This window comes from Isoptericola jiangsuensis, assembly GCF_048320105.1.
Lineage (GTDB): Bacteria > Actinomycetota > Actinomycetes > Actinomycetales > Cellulomonadaceae > Isoptericola > Isoptericola jiangsuensis_A.
The window spans coordinates 1,895,883-1,913,321 of sequence record NZ_CP182942.1 but is presented as its reverse complement, the minus strand read 5'-3'; the positions used below and the strand labels follow the sequence as shown (position 1 = coordinate 1,913,321).

The window sequence follows — 17,439 nt, the reverse complement described above, 5'->3', positions numbered from 1 at the left end:
TCAGCCTAGGGGTGCGGCTCCGAGGCTCCGGGCGTGGGCCACCAGGCGGTCGAAGCCCTCGTCGAGCACCGCGTCGACCTGCTGGGCCTCCGGGTGCGCGTCGTACCAGGCCATCTGCTCCCAGGCGGCGTCGTGGTAGGTGATGGTCGGCGCGAACTCGGGCACGAGCGCCCGGACCTTGGCGCAGTCGAACACCATGGAGTGCGCCTTGTCCCCGAGCAGGCCGTCGCCGACGTCGGGCAGGACGCGGGCGATCGTGTCGGACGGCACGTGCACGATCTCGGGGTCGGGCACGCCGGCGGCCTCGCCGAGCCAGGTGTAGACCTGGTCCCAGGTGGGGGCGTGGTCGCCCATGATCTGGAAGGTGTCGCCGACGGCGTGCGGGTGACCGAGCAGGCCGACGAACCCGACGGCGAAGTCGTCGGTGTGGGTCAGGGTCCACAGGCTGGTGCCGTCGCCGTGCACGACGACCGGCTTGCCGGCACGCAGCCGGGCGACGTCGGTCCACCCGCCGGTCGTGGGCAGCAGGGTGCGGTCGTAGGTGTGGCTGGGGCGCACGATCGTGGCGGGGAAGGCGTCCTCACGGTGGGCGTGCACCAGGAGGTCCTCGCCGGCGATCTTGTCGCGCGAGTACTGCCAGTACGGGTTGCGCAGCGGGGTGGACTCGGTGACGGGCAGGCGCGACGGCGGGGTCTGGTACGCCGACGCGCTGGAGACGAACACGTACTGCCCGGTGCGTCCGGTGAACCGGGCGACGTCGCGTGCCACGTGGTCGGGGGAGAAGGCGCGGAACTGTGCGACGACGTCGAAGTCGCGTCCGGCCAGGGCGTCGTCGACGGCGTCGTGGTCGTCGACGTCGGCCACCAGCTGCTCGACCTCGGCGGGCAGCTCCCGCACGGTGGAGCGTCCTCGGTTGAGCACGGTGACGTGGTGGCCGAGCGCGACGGCGCGGGTCACGGAGGCGGCGCTGATGACGCCGGATCCGCCGATGAACAGCAGGTCGAGCCGGTGGTGGGCCATGGGTCGAGGCTACGCCGACGCGACGGTCAGTCCGGGGGGAAGGTGGTCGGGCAGGGTACGTCGCAGGGCCCCCAGCCGGTCGGCGCGCGGGCGACCCGTCATCCGTTCCACCGGGGCGGTGATGGACACGGCTGCCACGGGCCGGCCCGCCCGCAGCACGGCGACGGCGACGCACGCGATGCCGCGCTCGTTCTCCTCGGTCTCGGTGGCGACGCCGGTGCCGCGCGCCTCCGCCAGCGCCTCGCGCAGCCGCGCCGTGGTGGTGGCGGGGACCAGGTAGGGCTCCAGCGTGGCGTCGTCGTCGGCGTCGTGCAGGGGCCCGGCCGCCAGCAGCGCCCGGCCCAGCGCGGTGGTCGCGGCGGGGCGACGCCGTCCGACGGCGGACCACACGCGCACCGCCCGCTGCGGTTCGACCTTCTCGAGGTAGACGACCTCGCGCCCGGCGAGGACTCCCAGGTGGACGAGCTCGTCGATCTCGGCACTGAGCGCGTCGAGCGCGGGACGCAGGAGGGCGGGCAGGTTCTCCTCGGCGAGGAACGTGGTGCCGAGCGCGAGGATCGCGGGCCCGAGCCGGTAGGCGCCGTCGTCGGTCTGCTCGGCGTACCCGCGGTGCCGCAGGGCCGACAGTGTGCGGTGCAGCGTCGACTTGTTGGCCCCGACCTCCGCGGCGAGCTCGGCGAGCGTGGCGCCGTCGGCACCGGTGCGTCCGAGGGCGTCGAGGGTGAGCAGCGCCTTGTCGACGCTGCCGAGCGGGCTGGGGTCCACGGGGGTCCGTCCTGTAGTCTGCGTTTCGCGGTGAACAACAGTCGTTCACCATAGCGAAACGGAGTCTACACATGTCAGCCGCTGTTCTCGACGCTCTCGGCCAGCACCGGATCGTCCCCGTCGTCGTCGTCGACGGCGCCGAGCAGGGCGAACGCCTCGCCGACGCCCTCATCGCCGGCGGGCTCCCGGTCGCCGAGATCACCCTGCGCACCGCGGGCGGCCTCGACGCCATCCGCGCCGTCGCCGCGACCCGCCCCGACGTCGTCGTCGGCGCCGGCACCGTCACCACCGCCGACCAGGTGGACGACGTCGTCGCCGCCGGAGCGCGCTACATCGTCTCGCCCGGCCTGTCCGAGGCCGTCGTGCGCCGCGCCCAGGAGCACGGCATCCCGATCCTGCCCGGCATCGCCAGCCCCACCGAGATCATGCGCGCCCTCGACCTCGGCGTCGACGTCGTCAAGCTCTTCCCCGCCTCCGTCGTCGGCGGGCCCGGCGCCATCAAGGCCTTCTCCGCACCCTTCCCCGGCCTGCGGTTCGTCCCCACCGGCGGGGTCAGCTCCGCCAACCTGCCCGACTACCTCGCGCTCAAGCCCGTCCTCGCCGTCGGCGGCTCGTGGATGGTCGACAAGGCCCTCGTCGACGCCGGCGACTGGGCAGAGATCACCCGCCGGTCCGCCGAGGCCGTCGCCCTCGTCAAGAACCAGGAGTCCTGAACCGTGGCCAACACCTCCATCACCACCCGCGCCGCAGCCGACTGCCGCTACGACGTCGTCGCCCTCGGCGAGGTCATGCTGCGCCTCGACCCGGGCGACCGCCGCGTGCGCACCGCCCGCAGCTTCGACGTCTGGGAGGGCGGCGGCGAGTACAACGTCGCCCGTGGCCTGCGCCGCGCCTTCGGCCTGCGCGGCGCCGTCGTCACGGCGCTCGCGGACAACGAGGTCGGGCGTCTGGTCGAGGACTTCATCCTCACCGGCGGTCTGGACACCTCCTGGGTGCAGTGGCGCGAGTACGACGGCATCGGCCGGTCGGTGCGCAACGGCCTGAACTTCACCGAGCGCGGGTTCGGCGTCCGCGGCGCCGTGGGCGTCTCCGACCGCGGCAACACCGCCGTGTCGCAGATGAAGCCCGAGGACGTCGACTGGGACGCCCTGTTCTCCTCCGGCGTGCGCTGGCTGCACACCGGCGGCATCTTCGCCGCGCTGTCCGAGTCGGCCGCCGACGTCGCCGAGGCCGCCATGTCGGCCGCGCGCCGCCACGGCACGATCGTCTCCTACGACCTGAACTTCCGCCCCTCCCTGTGGAAGGGCATCGGCGGGATCGAGCGTGCGCGCGAGGTCAACCGCCGCCTCGCCCACCACGTCGACGTCATGATCGGCAACGAGGAGGACTTCACCGCCTCCCTCGGGTTCGAGGTCGAGGGCGTCGACGAGTCGCTCACCGACCTCGACACGGGTGCCTTCCGGGCGATGATCAAGACCGCGGCCGAGGCCTACCCGAACTTCCAGGTCATCGCCACCACCCTGCGCGGGGTCAAGACGGCGACCGTCAACGACTGGGGCGCCATCGCCTGGTCGCGTGCCGAGGGCTTCGTCGAGGCCACGCACCGTCCCGACCTGGAGATCTTCGACCGGGTCGGCGGCGGTGACTCGTTCGCCTCCGGTCTGGCCTACGGCCTGCTCGAGCTCGGATCGCTGCAGGAGGCCGTCGAGTACGGCGCCGCGCACGGGGCGCTCGCCATGACGACGCCGGGCGACACGACGACGGCGAACCTCGCCGAGGTCGCCAAGCTCGCCGGCGGCGGCAGCGCGCGCGTCCAGCGCTGACCCACCACGAGGCAGCACGTACGCCGCGAGGTGGCACGCACCGCGAGGTGGCACGCACCGCGAGGTGGCACGGGCCGGGAGAGCCCGTGCCACCTCGTGTTCGTGGTGCTGCCTCGTGGTGCTGCCTCGCGGTGCCCGCGCCGCCGGGGCGGGGCCCTACCTCGCGGTGCGGGGCGGTGCGGTGGACTCCCGGACGATGAGGTCCGTGCCGAGGTTCACCCTGGTCATCGCGGGCGGCGTCCCCGCGGCGAGCGCGAGCAGCATCCGGGTGGCCGCCGAGGCCATCTCCCGCAGCGGCTGACGCACGGTCGTCAGGGCGGGCGCGGTCCACTGCGCGAGCGGGAGGTCGTCGTACCCGACGATCGAGACGTCGTCGGGCACCCGCAGCCCCAGCTCCTGGACGGCCTTGAGCACGCCGAACGCCTGCATGTCCGACCCGGCGAAGATGGCGGTCGGGGGATCGGGCAGCGTGAGCTGGCGCCGCGCGGCGAGGTAGCCGGGCTCCACGTAGAAGTTTCCCGCGTCCACGAGGGCCGGGTCGAAGGCGATGCCGCCCGCCTCCAGCGCGCTGCGGTACCCGTCGATGCGGGCCCGGCTGCACAGCATGTCCGCCGGACCGGAGATCGCCGCGATCCGCCGGTGCCCGAGCTCGACGAGGTGCCGGGTCGCGGCCAGCCCGCCGGTCCAGTTGTCCGAGCCGACGGTGGGCACGTCGGGCGGGGGCTCGCCGTCGGTGTCGATGACGACGAACGGGATCGACCGGCTGGCGAGCTGGTGCTGCTGGGTGTCGGTGAGCCGGGAGGCGACGAGCAGCACGCCGAGCGGCGGGCGGGCGAGCGTCGCGTCGAGCCAGGCGCGGGTGGGACGGTGCTCGCCGCCGAGCTCCGACAGCACGAGGCTGGTGCGGGCCTCGCAGAGGGTCGCCTCGACCCCCTGGATGATCTCCATGGCCCACGGTGACCCGAGCTGGTGGAACACGAGGTCGACGGCGCCGGCGCCGGCGTGCTTCGTGCCGGGCCGGCGGCGGCGGTACTGGTGCCGCTCGAGCGCCTCCTCGACACGCGATCGCGTGGCCGGGGCGACGTCGCTCCTGCCGTTGAGCACCTTGGACACGGTCGGGACCGACACGCCGACCTCGCGGGCGATCTGCGCGATGGTCGGCGCGCTCGTGGTGCCGGAGGTGCTGCTCCGGGCGCTGCCGGGGGTGCTGCTCCGGGCGCTGCCGGGGGTGCTGCCGGTGGTGGGGGTGGCCATCCTGGTCCGCTCTCGGGACGAACGACGTCGTCGGTGTCGCAAGTTTCGATCCCGACGGTAGTGCAGTTCGCCGACTTTCGGATCCGGCGAAGTGCTTCTTCACCCGACCAGGCAACGTCTTCACGATCGAAAGTTTCGGCGTGCGGCACCGAGGCTGCACGCTGTCGTCGTGCTCCGCCAGGACTGACCCGGTCCGGTCCCGTCCGCGAGCGTCTCTACGCGTCCCTTTCGCGGGGCCCGTGAGGGGAAACGCCGAGACGCTCGCGGCGGGAGGTCGTGTCAGTCCGCGCTGACCGTCTCGGTGACGGTCCCGGTGACGGTCCCGCCCTCCTTCGTCACGGTGTACTCCACGGTGTCGCCGCTCCAGAAGTGGAACGTCAGGTGGACGGCCTCGCCGTCGCGCACCTCGGCGAAGAACGCCGGGCGCAGCACGATCTCGCCGGCCTCCTCGTCCGGCACGAACGCCGCGTCGAACTCCTTGTACGTGGTCCACGAGTGCGGACCCGCGCCGGTGCCGTCCGCGTAGACGGCCTCCATCGTGGCCAGGCGATCGCCGTTGAACGCGGTGGGGATCCCGAAGTCGTCCGTGGTGCCGGTGGCGTCGGTCAGCCCGGGGGTGTCCGCGACGACGATCTCCACGTCCCACGGCACACCGCGCGAGAACAGTGCGGTGAGCTCGGCAGCCGTGCCGTGATCGTCGTCGGTGAGCCGCTTCAGCAGGCGCTTCGTCAGGGTGACCTCGTCGCCCTCGACGCGGTAGTCGAGCACGGGCATCAGCGGACGGCGCCCCTGCCAGAGCCCGAGGAACTTCGTGCCGTGCGGTTGCAGGGTGATCGTCTGCGCCTCGACGGCGCCCGGTCGCACGAACACCTGGTCCGTGGACGCCGTGCCCGACCGGGTCCGCCAGGACGACCTGATCTGCGTGAACAGCTCCTTGTCCTGCCACCGGAAGGTGGTGCGGTCCAGGTGCTGGCCGTTGTCCCACAGCATCGTGGTCACACCGGCCTCGCGGGCCTCGGCACCGAACATCTCGAAGAACTTCAGCTTCTCGCCCTGCTCGATGGTGCCGGTGTGCCGGTCGAAGCCCAGCAGGCCGTACTCCCCGAGGATCACCGGCACGCCGGCGTCGACGAACGTGTCCTGGACCCGGTCGAACGTGCCCGTCATGTCCTCGCGGGCGACGTCGTCGTACCGGTAGCCGCCTGCGACGTTCACGCTGAACGGCCAGTACCCGTAGTAGTGGATCGTGGCGGCGACGTCCGGGTCGTCGAGCTGGGTGATCGTCGCGTCGAGCGCGTCGAGACGCTCCTGACCGGCGTTGGTGTGCAGGGTGGGCAGCACGAGCAGGCGGTCGTCGTTGTTGCCGCCCGCGGCGCGCACGATCTCGTGGAAGGACACGTTGAGGTCGTGCAGCAGGGTGTCGCCCGCGGCGTCGTCGACGCCCGCGAACTGGGGCTCGTTGAGGGACTCGAACGTCAGCTCGGCGGGGTGGTCGGCGAACCGTGCGGCGATCTGCTCCCAGGTCGCGTCGAACTGTGCGGTGACGCCTTCGGGGTCGCTCGGCAGCGCGTTCGTCCACATCCACGAGTCGTGGTGCACGTTGAGCAGGACGTACAGGTCCTCCTCGAGCGCCCAGTCGACGACCTCCTGAACGCGGTCGAGGAACGCCGGGTCGATCGTGTACTCCGGGGCCGGACCCTCGTGCTGGCCCCAGGTGACGGGGATGCGGATCGAGCGGAAACCCTCGTCGGCGACGGCGGCGATCTGCTCGCGGGTCACCACGGGGTTGCCCCAGGCGGTCTCGTCGGCGCCGACGGCGTCGAACGAGTTGCCGAGGTTCCAGCCGGGCTGCATCTGTGCGACGACGCGCTCGGCGGACCTGTGCTTCGCCGGACGGTCCGGATGGTGGTGGCCGCCGCCGGCGACGGCGGCCGGTGCGGTCAGTGCGGTGGTGGCCAGGAGTGCGGCGGTCGCGGCGGCGACAGCCCTCCAGCGGTGCGTCGTCATGTGTGTGCCCTTCGTCGCGCACGGGATCGCCTCGACCTGGATGTCGAAGCGCTTCGACACGTCCATGGTCGTGACCTGGGAGTTCGCTGTCAAGAGCCCGCGCGGCTGGCGGACGCGGTCGCCCGAGCGGTGGCGCGCCGGACCGGTCGCCCGCTGGAGCGGCTCCTGTGCCGGAGCCGGTACCTGTGCCGGACGGGTGCACCTGCCGCACCGGTGTGCTTGCCGAGCGGGTGTGCTTGCCGAACGCGTGTCATCGCCGGATGGCCGCCTCGGTACGGTGGACCCGTGCACCCCTCAGACCCGCCCGCTCCCGCGCCCGAACCAGGGCGGTCCACCGGCACCGTCGTCAAGATGGTCGTCGTCAGCATCCTGCTCGCCCTCGCCGTCTCGCCGACGGTGATCCTGCTGGCCCTGCTCGCCGGGTCGGGCGGGGCCGCACCCGTCGCCCTCGCGGTGCTGAGCACCGTCTTCGTGGGACCGGCGCTGTCCGCGGCGCTCTACGCGCTCGGCGACTCGGCACGCGACGACGGGCTGGGGCCGGCAGCGGCCTTCGTCAAGGGGTACCGGCTCAACGTCGTGGACGTGCTCAAGCTCTGGGTGCCCGCGCTCGGCCTGATCGCCGTGCTGCTGTTCGCCGTCGCCGAGGCGACCGAGGCGCCGCCGTGGGCGATCGGCGTCGGCATCGGCGCGGTCGTGATGATCCTGCTCTCGCTGCTGCAGTCGACCGTGATCGCGTCGTTCTTCGCGTTCCGTGCTCGCGACGTCGCCAAGCTCGGCATGTACTTCCTGGCGCGGCTGCCACGCGTCACCCTCGTCGTCGTGGTGCTGATCACCGCCGCGGGAGCCGTGGCCTTCCTGACCGCGCCCGCCGTCCTCGCGCTGCTCGGTGGTCTGTGGACGGCGCTGCTGCTGAAGGTCGAGAAGCCGCTGCTGGCCGAGGTGCGGCTCCGGTTCGTCACGGGCTGACCGACGGCGCCGCGCAGCCGTTCGACCAGGCGCTCCCGGACGCGCTCGGCGACCTCTCCGGGCACCTCACCGGCGACGTCCTCCCAGCGGGCGACCATCGCCTCGGTGCGAGCCGGTTCGGCGGCCGTGCGGTCCGGCCTCCGAGAGGTGGTCAGCGGCCGTGGTGCACGGCGTCCCAGACGCCGAGCAGGTACTGGACGCCCAGCGCCCGGTCGTACAGACCGTAGCCCGGACGAGGCTTGTTGGTCGTGTTCTCGTCCCACAGGTGCCGGCCGTGGTCCGGGCGGACGTAGCCGGAGTACCCGGCCTCGGCGTACGCCTTCATGATGCCGACGGTGTCGACGTCGCCCTCGCACGCCCGGTGACCGACCTCGGTGAAGTCACCGTTCGGGAAGTGCTTGATGTTGCGCACGTGCGAGAAGTGGACGCGGTCCATGTAGGTGCGCACCGCGGCGACGGCGTCGGCCCGCGGGTTCGCCGAGAAGCTCCCCAGGCACAGGGTCAGACCGTGGTACGGGCTCGGGTTCAGGTCCAGCACGCGGGCCAGGTCCTCGTGGGAGGACACCACCCGGGGCCAGCCGAAGACGTCGAACGGCGGGTCGTCGGGGTGGACGCCGAGCTTGACGTCCGCCTCTTCGCAGACGGGGATCACGGCGTCGAGGAAGTACCGGTAGCTGGCGTGCACGTCCTCGTGCGTGACGCCCTCGTAGGCGGCGTTCAGCTCGGTGAAGCCGGCCAGGCGCTCGGGCTCCCAGCCGGGCAGCGTGAGGCCGTGCGAACCGGCCTCCATGTCCGCGATGAGGCTCTCCGGCGTCATGCGGTCCACGACGGCCTTCTCGAAGTACAGCGCCGTGGAGCCGTCGGGCAGCGGGTGCCACAGGTCGGTGCGCAGCCAGTCGAACACCGGCATGAAGTTGTAGCAGACCACCTTCACCCCGGCCCGGCCGAGCCGGCGGATCGTGGTGCGGTAGTTGTCGATCGCCTCGTCACGGCTGCGACCCAGCACCGTGCGGCCCAGCTTGATCGACTCGTGCACGTTGACCGACTCGACGACCTCGGCGTCGAACGTGCGGGTGACGCCCCGGGCGCGCACCTCGTCGGACAGCCCGGTGATGCGGGCGACCTCCGTGTCGATCTCGGCCTGCTCCCAGACCTCGCCGGCCTGCTTGTGGTGCAGGCTCCACACGATCGTCTCGACGCCCGGCACCTGCCGGACCTGGTCGAGCGTGACGGTGTCGTTGCCCTCGCCGTACCAGCGGAAGCCCATCTTCATCGCGGTGCTGCTCTCCTTGCGGGGGTCGGACGCCGCCCGATCGCTCGGGCGGCGTCCACGGTCACGGACGCGGGTACGAGGCCAGCGCGGACCGGTAGGCCAGGTCGACGGCGGTGTCCACGGCCTCGTCGAGGTCGAGGCGGTGCTCGGCGACGAGACGGCCGAGGTAGCCGGCGTCGATGCGGCGGGCCAGGTCGTGCCGGGCCGGGATCGAGCAGAAGGCGCGCGTGTCGTCGACGAACCCGCTCATGTTGCTGAAGCCCGCCGTCTCGGTCGCGGACTCGCGGAAGCGGCGCATCGCCTCGGGGGCGTCGAGGAACCACCACGGCGCACCGAGCTTGAGCGCCGGGTACACGCCGGCCAGAGGGCCGAGCTCGCGCGAGTAGACGTCCTCGTCGACCGTGAACGCCAGCATCCGGAAGTTCGGGTGGTGGCCGAACGCGTCGAGCACGGGACGCAGCGACCGGGTGAACTCGGTGACGATCGGGATGTCGTAGCCCTTGTCGGGGCCGAACGCGGCGAACGGGTCGCTCGCGTGGTCGCGGAGCACGCCCGGGTGGAGCTGCATGACCAGGCCGTCCTCGGTCGACATCGCGGCCATCTGGAACAGCATGTGCCCGCTGAAGACGCGGGCCTCCTCGGTGGTGACGTCACCGGCCAGGGCGGCGTCGAAGATGCGCACGGCCTCGGCGCCGTCGAGCGGGGTGGTGTCGGCCCACAGGTGGCCGTGGTCGGTCGCGCGGGCGCCCGCCTCGACGAACTTCTGCCGCTGGGTGCGCAGCGCGTCCAGGTAGGAGGCGTAGCCGGTCACGTCGGTGCCGGCGGCCTTGCCGAGCAGGGCGACCTCCTCGGTCCACGTGGCCCGGTCGAGGTGCAGCAGCGGGTCGGGACGGAACGTCGGCAGCACGCGCTCGCCGAGGCCGTCCTTGGCCAGGCGCGTGTGGTCCTCGAGCGACGACCACGCGGGGTCGGTGGTGGCGATGACCTCGATGTCGAACGTGTCGAGCAGGGCACGGGGACGGAAGCCCGGCTCGGCGATGCGGGCGGCCACCTGGTCGTAGATCGCGTCGGCCGTCTCGGCGGACGGGCGGTGCGTGACGCCGAAGATCTCGACGAACGCGTGCTCCAGCCAGTACCTGGTCGGGGTCCCGCGGAAGTGCTTCCACCCCGCGCAGAACCGACGCCAGATCTCGCGAGGGTCCGTCTCCACGGCCTCGTCGGGGGTGGAGCCGACCCCGAGGCGCGGCAGCGTCTCGCCCTGGGAGACGAGCATGCGCGTCAGGTAGTGGTCCGGCACGACGAAGAGCTGGGCCGGGTCGCCGAAGGAGGTGTCCTGCGTGAACCACTCGACGGGGACGTGCCCGTGCATCGACACGATGGGCAGGTCCTTGGTGGCCGCGTAGACCTCCCGGGCGATGCCGCGGGTCGTCGGGTCGGCGGGCAGCGCCCGGTCAGGGTGCAGGGTCCACGGCTCGCTCACGGGTGGGTCTCCTCCTCGAGAATGGATGACAACGTTTGCATCCTACGCCGACACCAATCGCTTGGCGAGCACGTGTGCGCGCTACGATGACGATCCGTCGGTCATGGCAAACGTTCGCAGTAGAAGGAGGCACGGATGGTCACGGTGCACGACGTGGCGCGGGTCGCCGGGGTCTCGATCTCCACCGTGTCCCGGGCCCTGTCGACGCCGGACCGGGTCGCGCCCGCCACCCGCCAGCGCGTGCGGGCCGCCGCCGACGGGCTCGGCTACCGGCCCAACCGTGCCGCGTCCTCCCTGCGCGCAGGCCGAGCCGGCGCCTACGGGCTCGTCGTGCCGGACCTCGCCAACCCGTACTTCGCCTCGGTGGCCAAGGGTGCCCAGGAACGTGCGCGCGAGCACGGCTACGGCCTGTTCGTCGTCGACACCGAGGAGGACCCCGACCTCGAGGCCGAGGTCATGGACAGCCTCGGACCGCAGACCGACGGGGTGGTGCTCTGCTCGCCCCGCGCAGTCGGTCGCACCCTGGAGGCCGCCGCCGGGCGTCCCGTCGTGCTGCTCAACCACGCCGTCGACGGCGTGGCCTCCGTGGGCGCCGACCACGCCGCCGGGATGCGGCAGGCGCTGGAGCACCTGCGCGCGCTGGGCCACCGCCGGCTCGCCTACGTGGGCGGGCCCGAGAACTCCTGGAGCGACCGTCGCCGTCGGGCCGGCCTGGACCAGGCGGCAGCGCTGTACGACGACGTCGACGTCGTCGCGCTCGGTGCGTTCCGCCCGCAGGTCGAGGGCGGGCGCGCGGCGGCCGACCTGGTCGTGGCGACCGGTGCGACGGCCGTCGTCACCTTCAACGACCTGGTGGCCGTCGGCCTCGTCGACCGGCTGCGGGCCCGCGGTCTCGACGTCCCTGGTGACCTGTCCGTCGTCGGCTGCGACGACTCCTACGTGGCGTCCCTGGTCACCCCTGCCCTGACCACGCTGCGGGTCGACCTGCGCGCCCTGGGGCGTGCGGCCGTCGACCGGCTCATCACCTCCGGGGGCGTCGTGGACGGCGGGAGCCCGCCGCACGCCCCCCTGCTGGACGTCGAGCTCGTCGTCCGCTCGTCCACCGCACCTCCCGCCGAACTCCGAGGAGAATCGTGACCGACCGCCTGCACCGTTCCACCCTGCCCGAGACCGTCGAGGCGCCCGTGACGCCGGAGTCCGTGGGCATCGTGCACCTCGGGATCGGCGCGTTCCACCGCGCTCACCAGGCCGTCTACACCGAGATGGCTGCGCGGGCCACGGGCGACCGCCGGTGGGGGATCCTCGGTGTGACCCAGCGGTCCGCGTCCGTGCGCGACCAGCTGCGTCCCCAGGACGGCGTCTACTCCGTGCTCACCGCCGGGGCGGACGAGACCTCGCTCGACCTGGTGGGTGCGGTGGTCGACGTGGCGTGGCCGGCCGAGGAGACCGAGCGGGTCCTCGACGCGGTCGGTGCCGCCACGACCCACCTGGTCACCCTGACCGTCACCGAGAAGGGCTACTGCCGCAAGGGATCGGGCTCGCTGGACCTGTCGCTGGTGAGCGGCGACGTCGTCGCCCTGCGCGCCGAGCAGGGCGTGACGGGCGGGACGGACGTGGACGGCGAGCTGCGCACCGGCGCCGTGGGCCTGCTCGTGCGCGGGCTCGCCGCCCGGTTCCGCGCGGCCCAGGCCGCCGGCGACCACCGCCCCCTCACCGTGCTCACCTGCGACAACATGGTGGACAACGGTCGTGTGCTGCAGGGCCTCGTCGGTGAGCTCGTCGACGCCGCGCTGCCGGGCGAGGAGGGCGACACGCTGCGGGCGTGGCTCGCCGAGGACGTGACGTTCCCCTGCTCGATGGTGGACCGCATCGTCCCCGCGACGACGGCCGAGCAGCGGGACGACGTCGAGCACCGGCTCGGCGTGCGCGACGAGGGCCTGGTGGTGGGCGAGCCGTTCTCGCAGTGGGTGATCGAGGACCGGTTCGCGGGGCCGCGCCCCGCCTGGGAGCGGGTGGGCGCGACGCTCACCGACGACGTCGCCGTCTGGGAGCGGGCCAAGCTGCGGCTGCTGAACGGCACGCACTCGCTGCTCGCCTACGCCGGGCGCCTGGCCGGTCACGAGACCATCGCCGAGGCCGTCCAGGATCCCGCGATCGCCGCGCGTGCCCGCCAGCTCCTGTTCGAGGACGCCCTGGCGACCCTCGTCGCGCCCGAGGGTGCTGACCTGGTCGCCTACGGCGAGTCGCTCCTGGTGCGGTTCGCGAACCCGGCGACCGGGCACACCACCCGGCAGGTGTCGATGGACGGCACCCAGAAGATCCCCTACCGGTGGGGCGGCACGATCGCCGAGCGCCTCGAGGTCGGCGAGGTGCCCCGGGGTGCCGCGTTCGCGCTGGCGGCGTGGGCCGAGGTCGTGCGGCGTGAGGCGGTCGCCGGTCGCGCCGTCGACGACCCGCGCGGCGAGGAGATGGCGAAGACGGTCGCCGTCCTGGGCGGGGGATCTGCCGCTGACGCGCGTCCCGAGGACGTGGCCCGCGCGCTGACCGCGCTCGCGGGGATGCTTCCCAGCGGCGTCGGCCTCGACCCGGCGTTGCTCGACGCCGTCGCCGCGGAGGTGGAGGGGCTCCTCTGAGGGCCGGACCGCCAGGACGCTCATCCACCCGGTGTCTCGGCTGCGGGCGTGCGGACGTGACGTGCGGGCGCGGAGCGGAGGCGGGCACGCGGCGGCGTGCGGTGGTCCGGCGGCGGTATCGTTGTGAGCGCTCACATGCCTGGGGCGACGAAGCGGGCCGCGAACGGGTGTTCGTTGCCGGATCGTGACGAAGCGCTTTCCGGATGGGGCTGGACAAGGTTCACCAGGCCTGTATTGTATCGTTTCAAGTCGACGGCGCCGAGGCACCACAGGGGGTGCGTCACGTCGACAGGACCGAGCAAGGAGGCTCCGATGAAGATCACGCGCAAGGCCGCAGGTGCGGCTGCCGCGACCGCTGCCGTCGCACTCGTCCTGACCGCGTGCAGCGGCGGGGACGACACCGGCGGCGACGAGGGCGGCGACGTCACGCTGACCGTCGCCTGGTGGGGCAACGACGACCGTGCTGCCAAGTACGAGGAGTCGATCGACCTCTTCGAGGAGGCGAACCCCGGCGTCACCGTCCAGACGCAGTTCCAGGCCTGGGACGACTACTGGACCGCCCGCAACACCGAGGCCGCCGGCTCCGCGCTGCCGGACGTCTTCCAGATGGACCTGTCCTACCTGCGCCAGTACGGCGGTACGGGGCAGCTCGCCGACCTCGGCGAGTACACCGACCAGATCGACACGTCGGGCTTCGACGAGGCGCTGCTGTCGTCCGGCACCATCGACGGCGCCCAGTACGGCGTCCCCACCTCGCAGAACACCCTCGCGATGTTCTACAACCAGGACGTCCTGGACAAGATCGGCGTCGAGCCGCTCGCCGAGGGCTACACCTGGGACGACCTCAACGCCTTCATCACCGAGGCCTCCGAGGCCGGCGCCGGCGAGGACCCCGCCATCTACGGCATGGGCGACTACACCGGCACCTTCTGGTTCTTCCTGCAGTGGCTGATCCAGCAGGGCACCGACCCGTTCACCGAGGACGGCCAGCTCGCCTTCGACGAGGCGCAGATGGCCGAGTTCCTCAACCTGCCGGGCTCCCTGCGCGACTCCGGTGCGCTCTACCCGACCGAGCGTGGCGTGCAGCTCGCCCCGCTGAGCGGCTTCACCTCGAACGAGGTCGGCGCGGAGGCCAGCTGGGACAACTTCCTGGCGGGCTACGTGGCGGACTCCGGCACCGAGAACATCGAGATGCTCCCGATGCCGTCGGGCGCCAACGGCCCCCAGCAGTTCTGGAAGCCGTCGATGCTGCTGTCCTCCGGCGCGAACTCCGAGCACCCCGAGGAGGCCGCCGAGCTGATCAGCTTCCTCGTCAACGACCCGGAGGTCGGCAAGATCTTCGGCACCTCGAAGGGTGTCCCCGCCGTCGCCGCCCAGCGCGACGCGATGGAGGTCGAGGAGGGTTCGGTGGACGCCACCGTCGTCGCCTACGAGGAGGCCGTCGCCGACCAGGTGACCGAGGCGGCCCCGCTGCCCGTCGAGGGCTTCGGCTCCATCGAGGCCGAGTACAAGCGCCTCGCCGAGGAGCTCGGCTACGGCAACATCACGGTCGACGAGTTCGTCGAGCAGTGGTTCATGTTCGCCGCCGACAACGTCGGCCAGTCCTGACATTTCCCACGTCGTGTGCGGCCCCGCGTGGCATCGCGGGGCCGCACGCACCGGAGGTTCACCCCTATGCCCACATCATCAGCCGCGCAGGAGGTGCCGGTCGCCGCGCCGGCGCAGCACCTGCAGCCCGGGGACGCCGTGAGCTCGTCCCCGGCGGGTCGGCCCCGCAAGAAGAAGTATCGTCCGGAGGACGTCCGGGCCGGGTACGCGTTCCTGTCCCCCTGGATCCTGGGGTTCGTGGGGTTGACGGCGTTCCCGATGCTGGCGTCGTTGTACCTGGCCTTCACCGACTACGACCTGTTCACCTCCCCCGAGTGGGTGGGGTGGGAGAACTTCGTGGATCTGTTCAACGATCCGCGGTTCCTGCAGTCGGCCCGGGTGACGGCGGTCTACGTGTTCCTGGGGACGCCGATCAAGCTGGCCGCCGCGCTGGCGGTGGCGATGCTGCTGAACATGAAGCACCGCGGTCAGGGTGCGTACCGGTCGATCTTCTACGCCCCGTCGTTGATCGGTGCCTCGGTGTCGATCGCGATCGTGTGGAAGGTGATGTTCATCGACGACGGGATCGTGGACCGCATCCAGCAGGCGTTCGGCATCGAGGTCGGGGGCTGGGTGGGCAACCCGGCGTTCTCCCTGCCGATGCTGATCCTGCTGGGGGTGTGGGGCTTCGGTGCGCCGATGGTGATCTTCCTGGCGGGGTTGAAGCAGATCCCGACCGAGCTCTACGAGGCGGCCGAGTGCGACGGCGCGGGTCCGGGACGCAAGTTCTTCGCGATCACGTTGCCGATGCTCAGCCCGGTGCTGTTCTTCAACCTGCTGCTGGAGACGATCGGGGCGTTCCAGGTGTTCTCCTCGGCGTTCATCATCTCGGGCGGTTCGGGTGGTCCGGCCGGTTCGACGATGTTCTACACGCTCTACCTGTACCTGCGGGGCTTCCAGGACTTCACGATGGGCTACGCCTCGGCGATGGCCTGGGTGCTGGTGGTGGTGGTCGCGCTGATCACGCTGCTGATGTTCCGCACGTCCAGGGGTTGGGTCCACTACACGGGAGACGAACGATGACCACTCTCACCCAGACCCCCCAGACGCCCGCGGTGGACCTCGAGGCGGTGTCGCGGCGCGCGGCGGCCAAGAGGCGTCGCAACGTGAAGTCCGTGATCTTCCACGTGGTGGCGGTGGCGGCCACGATCGTGGTGCTCTACCCGGCGGCGTGGATGCTGCTGGCGTCGTTGAAGCCGAACTCCGACATCATCGGCAACACCCAGCTGCTGCCCGAGGTGTGGACCTTCGAGCACTACGTCACGGCCCTGTCGGGCATCGGCGGGGTGTCGTTCTGGACGTTCTTCGGCAACAGCCTGCTGCTGGCCTGCCTGTCGGTGGTGGGCACGGTGCTGTCCTCCACGGTGGCGGCCTACGCGTTCGCGCGGATCAGCTTCCCGGGGCGCGGCATCATGTTCGCCACGATGATCGCGACGCTGCTGCTGCCGTTCCACGTCACGATCATCCCGCAGTACATCATGTTCAACGAGCTGGGCCTGGTGAACACCTACATCCCGCTCCTGGCCGGCAAGTTCCTCGCGGCCGAGGCGTTCTTCGTGTTCCTCATGATCCAGTTCATCCGCGGTATCCCGCGCTCGCTGGACGAGGCGGCCCGGATCGACGGGTGCGGGCACGGACGCACCTTCGGGCGCATCATCCTGCCGTTGATGCGGCCCGCGATCGTGACGACCTCGATCTTCACGTTCATCTGGTCGTGGAACGACTTCCTGGGCCCGCTGCTCTACCTGAAGAGGCCCGACCTGTACACGCTGCCCATCGCGCTGCGTCAGTACGTCGACCAGACCAGCGTCTCGGACTACGGCGCCCAGATGGCCATGGCCGTCCTGGCCCTGCTGCCCGTGCTGCTGTTCTTCGTGGTGTTCCAGCGCTACATCATCGACGGCGTCGCCACCCAGGGCATCAAGGGCTGACATGGCCCGCGAACCACGCAACGAGGCGCCCCGGTCCCGCCGGGGCGCCTCGGGCGGTCTTCTCCGGACGGCGCAGCTCTTCGGCGAGGTCGCCCTGGCCGGCGTCATGATCGCCGTGGGCAGCCTGCTGATCGTCACCCTCGTCCCGTCCCTCGCCGCCGGGGTGGCGCACCTGCGCCGCGAGATCCACGGCCACCCCACCTCGCTGCGGCGCTTCGCCGTCGAGTGGTGGGCGGCCACCCGGACGCTGTGGCCGCTCGGGCCGGCCGCTCTCGGGCTGGCCGTGCTCCTGCTCGGCGACTGGCAGCTCGCCACGTCGGGGGTCCTGCCCGGCGGCGAGGTCGTCGCGCTGGTGGTCGCCGTCTTCACCGCCGGCGCGATCGTCGTCGGCCTGCGGGCAGCGGGCGCCTGGTCCGACGACGACGGCGCCCCCGACCCGTCCGCCCGCACGCCCACCGTGCTGTCGACCGGCGCGGACCGCACCGTGGACGACGCCGGTGGTTCCGTCCTGCTCCTCGCCGCGGTCCTCATGACCGCCGTGGTGCTGTGGATGCTGCCCCTGCTCGCCCTCGTCGTGGGTGGGCTGCTCGCCCTGGCGGTCGTGGCGGTCGAGATCCGCCGTCGCCCCCGCCCCTGATCG

The 17,439-nt window shown here is 71.9% G+C and carries 15 protein-coding genes; 9 read left to right on the top strand and 6 right to left on the bottom strand.

Features of this window, described 5'->3' with window-relative positions:
- Entirely contained in the window at window positions 1-1,020 is a 1,020-nt protein-coding gene (locus tag ACNHYB_RS08960) for an NAD-dependent epimerase/dehydratase family protein (RefSeq protein WP_418275004.1), read from the bottom strand.
- A 9-nt stretch (window positions 1,021-1,029) separates the two neighbouring features.
- Window positions 1,030-1,785: an IclR family transcriptional regulator gene (locus tag ACNHYB_RS08955; RefSeq protein ID WP_418275003.1), complete on the bottom strand. Its 756-nt coding sequence runs from the start codon at window positions 1,783-1,785 to the stop codon at window positions 1,030-1,032.
- 71 nt (window positions 1,786-1,856) lie between these two features.
- Between ACNHYB_RS08955 and ACNHYB_RS08950 the strand changes: the two genes are divergently transcribed.
- Both ACNHYB_RS08950 and ACNHYB_RS08945 read left to right on the top strand, forming a co-directional pair.
- Window positions 1,857-2,498 carry a bifunctional 4-hydroxy-2-oxoglutarate aldolase/2-dehydro-3-deoxy-phosphogluconate aldolase gene (locus tag ACNHYB_RS08950; protein WP_418275002.1) on the top strand — a complete coding sequence of 214 codons (642 nt, stop codon included), beginning with the start codon at window positions 1,857-1,859 and terminating at the stop codon, window positions 2,496-2,498.
- Between the two features lie 3 nt (window positions 2,499-2,501).
- Window positions 2,502-3,608 (top strand): sugar kinase, encoded by a 1,107-nt coding sequence (locus ACNHYB_RS08945; protein WP_418275001.1) that lies wholly within the window; start codon window positions 2,502-2,504, stop codon window positions 3,606-3,608.
- A gap of 156 nt (window positions 3,609-3,764) precedes the next feature.
- On the opposite strand, the gene ACNHYB_RS08940 is transcribed toward ACNHYB_RS08945, so the two are convergent.
- Window positions 3,765-4,862 carry a LacI family DNA-binding transcriptional regulator gene (locus ACNHYB_RS08940; RefSeq protein WP_418275000.1) on the bottom strand — a complete coding sequence of 366 codons (1,098 nt, stop codon included), beginning with the start codon at window positions 4,860-4,862 and terminating at the stop codon, window positions 3,765-3,767.
- Window positions 4,863-5,141: 279 nt separating this feature from the next.
- A complete protein-coding gene (locus tag ACNHYB_RS08935; RefSeq protein ID WP_418274999.1) occupies window positions 5,142-6,935 on the bottom strand; it encodes a cellulase family glycosylhydrolase in 1,794 nt (597 codons plus the stop codon).
- 219 nt (window positions 6,936-7,154) lie between these two features.
- Here ACNHYB_RS08935 and ACNHYB_RS08930 point away from each other — a divergent pair, with 219 nt between their 5' ends.
- Window positions 7,155-7,835 (top strand): glycosyltransferase, encoded by a 681-nt coding sequence (locus tag ACNHYB_RS08930; RefSeq protein WP_418274998.1) that lies wholly within the window; start codon window positions 7,155-7,157, stop codon window positions 7,833-7,835.
- A gap of 151 nt (window positions 7,836-7,986) precedes the next feature.
- Here the strand turns inward: ACNHYB_RS08930 and ACNHYB_RS08925 are convergent, their stop codons facing one another.
- Both ACNHYB_RS08925 and uxaC read right to left on the bottom strand, forming a co-directional pair.
- Window positions 7,987-9,108, bottom strand: coding sequence for a mannonate dehydratase (locus ACNHYB_RS08925; protein ID WP_418274997.1), 1,122 nt, complete (start codon window positions 9,106-9,108; stop codon window positions 7,987-7,989).
- Between the two features lie 61 nt (window positions 9,109-9,169).
- Window positions 9,170-10,588 carry a glucuronate isomerase gene (gene uxaC, locus ACNHYB_RS08920; RefSeq protein ID WP_418274996.1) on the bottom strand — a complete coding sequence of 473 codons (1,419 nt, stop codon included), beginning with the start codon at window positions 10,586-10,588 and terminating at the stop codon, window positions 9,170-9,172.
- A 135-nt stretch (window positions 10,589-10,723) separates the two neighbouring features.
- Here uxaC and ACNHYB_RS08915 point away from each other — a divergent pair, with 135 nt between their 5' ends.
- The 6 genes from ACNHYB_RS08915 to ACNHYB_RS08890 all read left to right on the top strand — a co-directional run bounded on the left by ACNHYB_RS08915 (window position 10,724) and on the right by ACNHYB_RS08890 (window position 17,436).
- Window positions 10,724-11,725, top strand: a complete 1,002-nt coding sequence (locus ACNHYB_RS08915; RefSeq protein WP_418274995.1) for a LacI family DNA-binding transcriptional regulator — start codon at window positions 10,724-10,726, stop codon at window positions 11,723-11,725.
- Complete coding sequence (locus ACNHYB_RS08910; protein ID WP_418274994.1) at window positions 11,722-13,221, top strand: mannitol dehydrogenase family protein; 1,500 nt, start codon at window positions 11,722-11,724, stop codon at window positions 13,219-13,221. The genes ACNHYB_RS08915 and ACNHYB_RS08910 overlap by 4 nt, the downstream gene beginning before the upstream one ends.
- Window positions 13,222-13,533: 312 nt before the next feature.
- The gene (locus ACNHYB_RS08905) at window positions 13,534-14,829 is read left to right on the top strand and encodes an ABC transporter substrate-binding protein (RefSeq protein ID WP_418274993.1); all 1,296 of its coding nucleotides are present in this window, start codon (window positions 13,534-13,536) and stop codon (window positions 14,827-14,829) included.
- Window positions 14,830-14,895: 66 nt separating this feature from the next.
- A complete protein-coding gene (locus ACNHYB_RS08900; protein WP_418274992.1) occupies window positions 14,896-15,891 on the top strand; it encodes a carbohydrate ABC transporter permease in 996 nt (331 codons plus the stop codon).
- Entirely contained in the window at window positions 15,888-16,799 is a 912-nt protein-coding gene (locus tag ACNHYB_RS08895; protein WP_418274991.1) for a carbohydrate ABC transporter permease, read from the top strand. Before ACNHYB_RS08900 ends, ACNHYB_RS08895 begins: the two co-directional genes overlap by 4 nt.
- Before the next feature lies 1 nt (window position 16,800).
- On the top strand, window positions 16,801-17,436 hold the full coding sequence (locus ACNHYB_RS08890; RefSeq protein WP_418274990.1) for a hypothetical protein: 636 nt from the start codon (window positions 16,801-16,803) through the stop codon (window positions 17,434-17,436).
- Window positions 17,437-17,439: the final 3 nt, after the last annotated feature.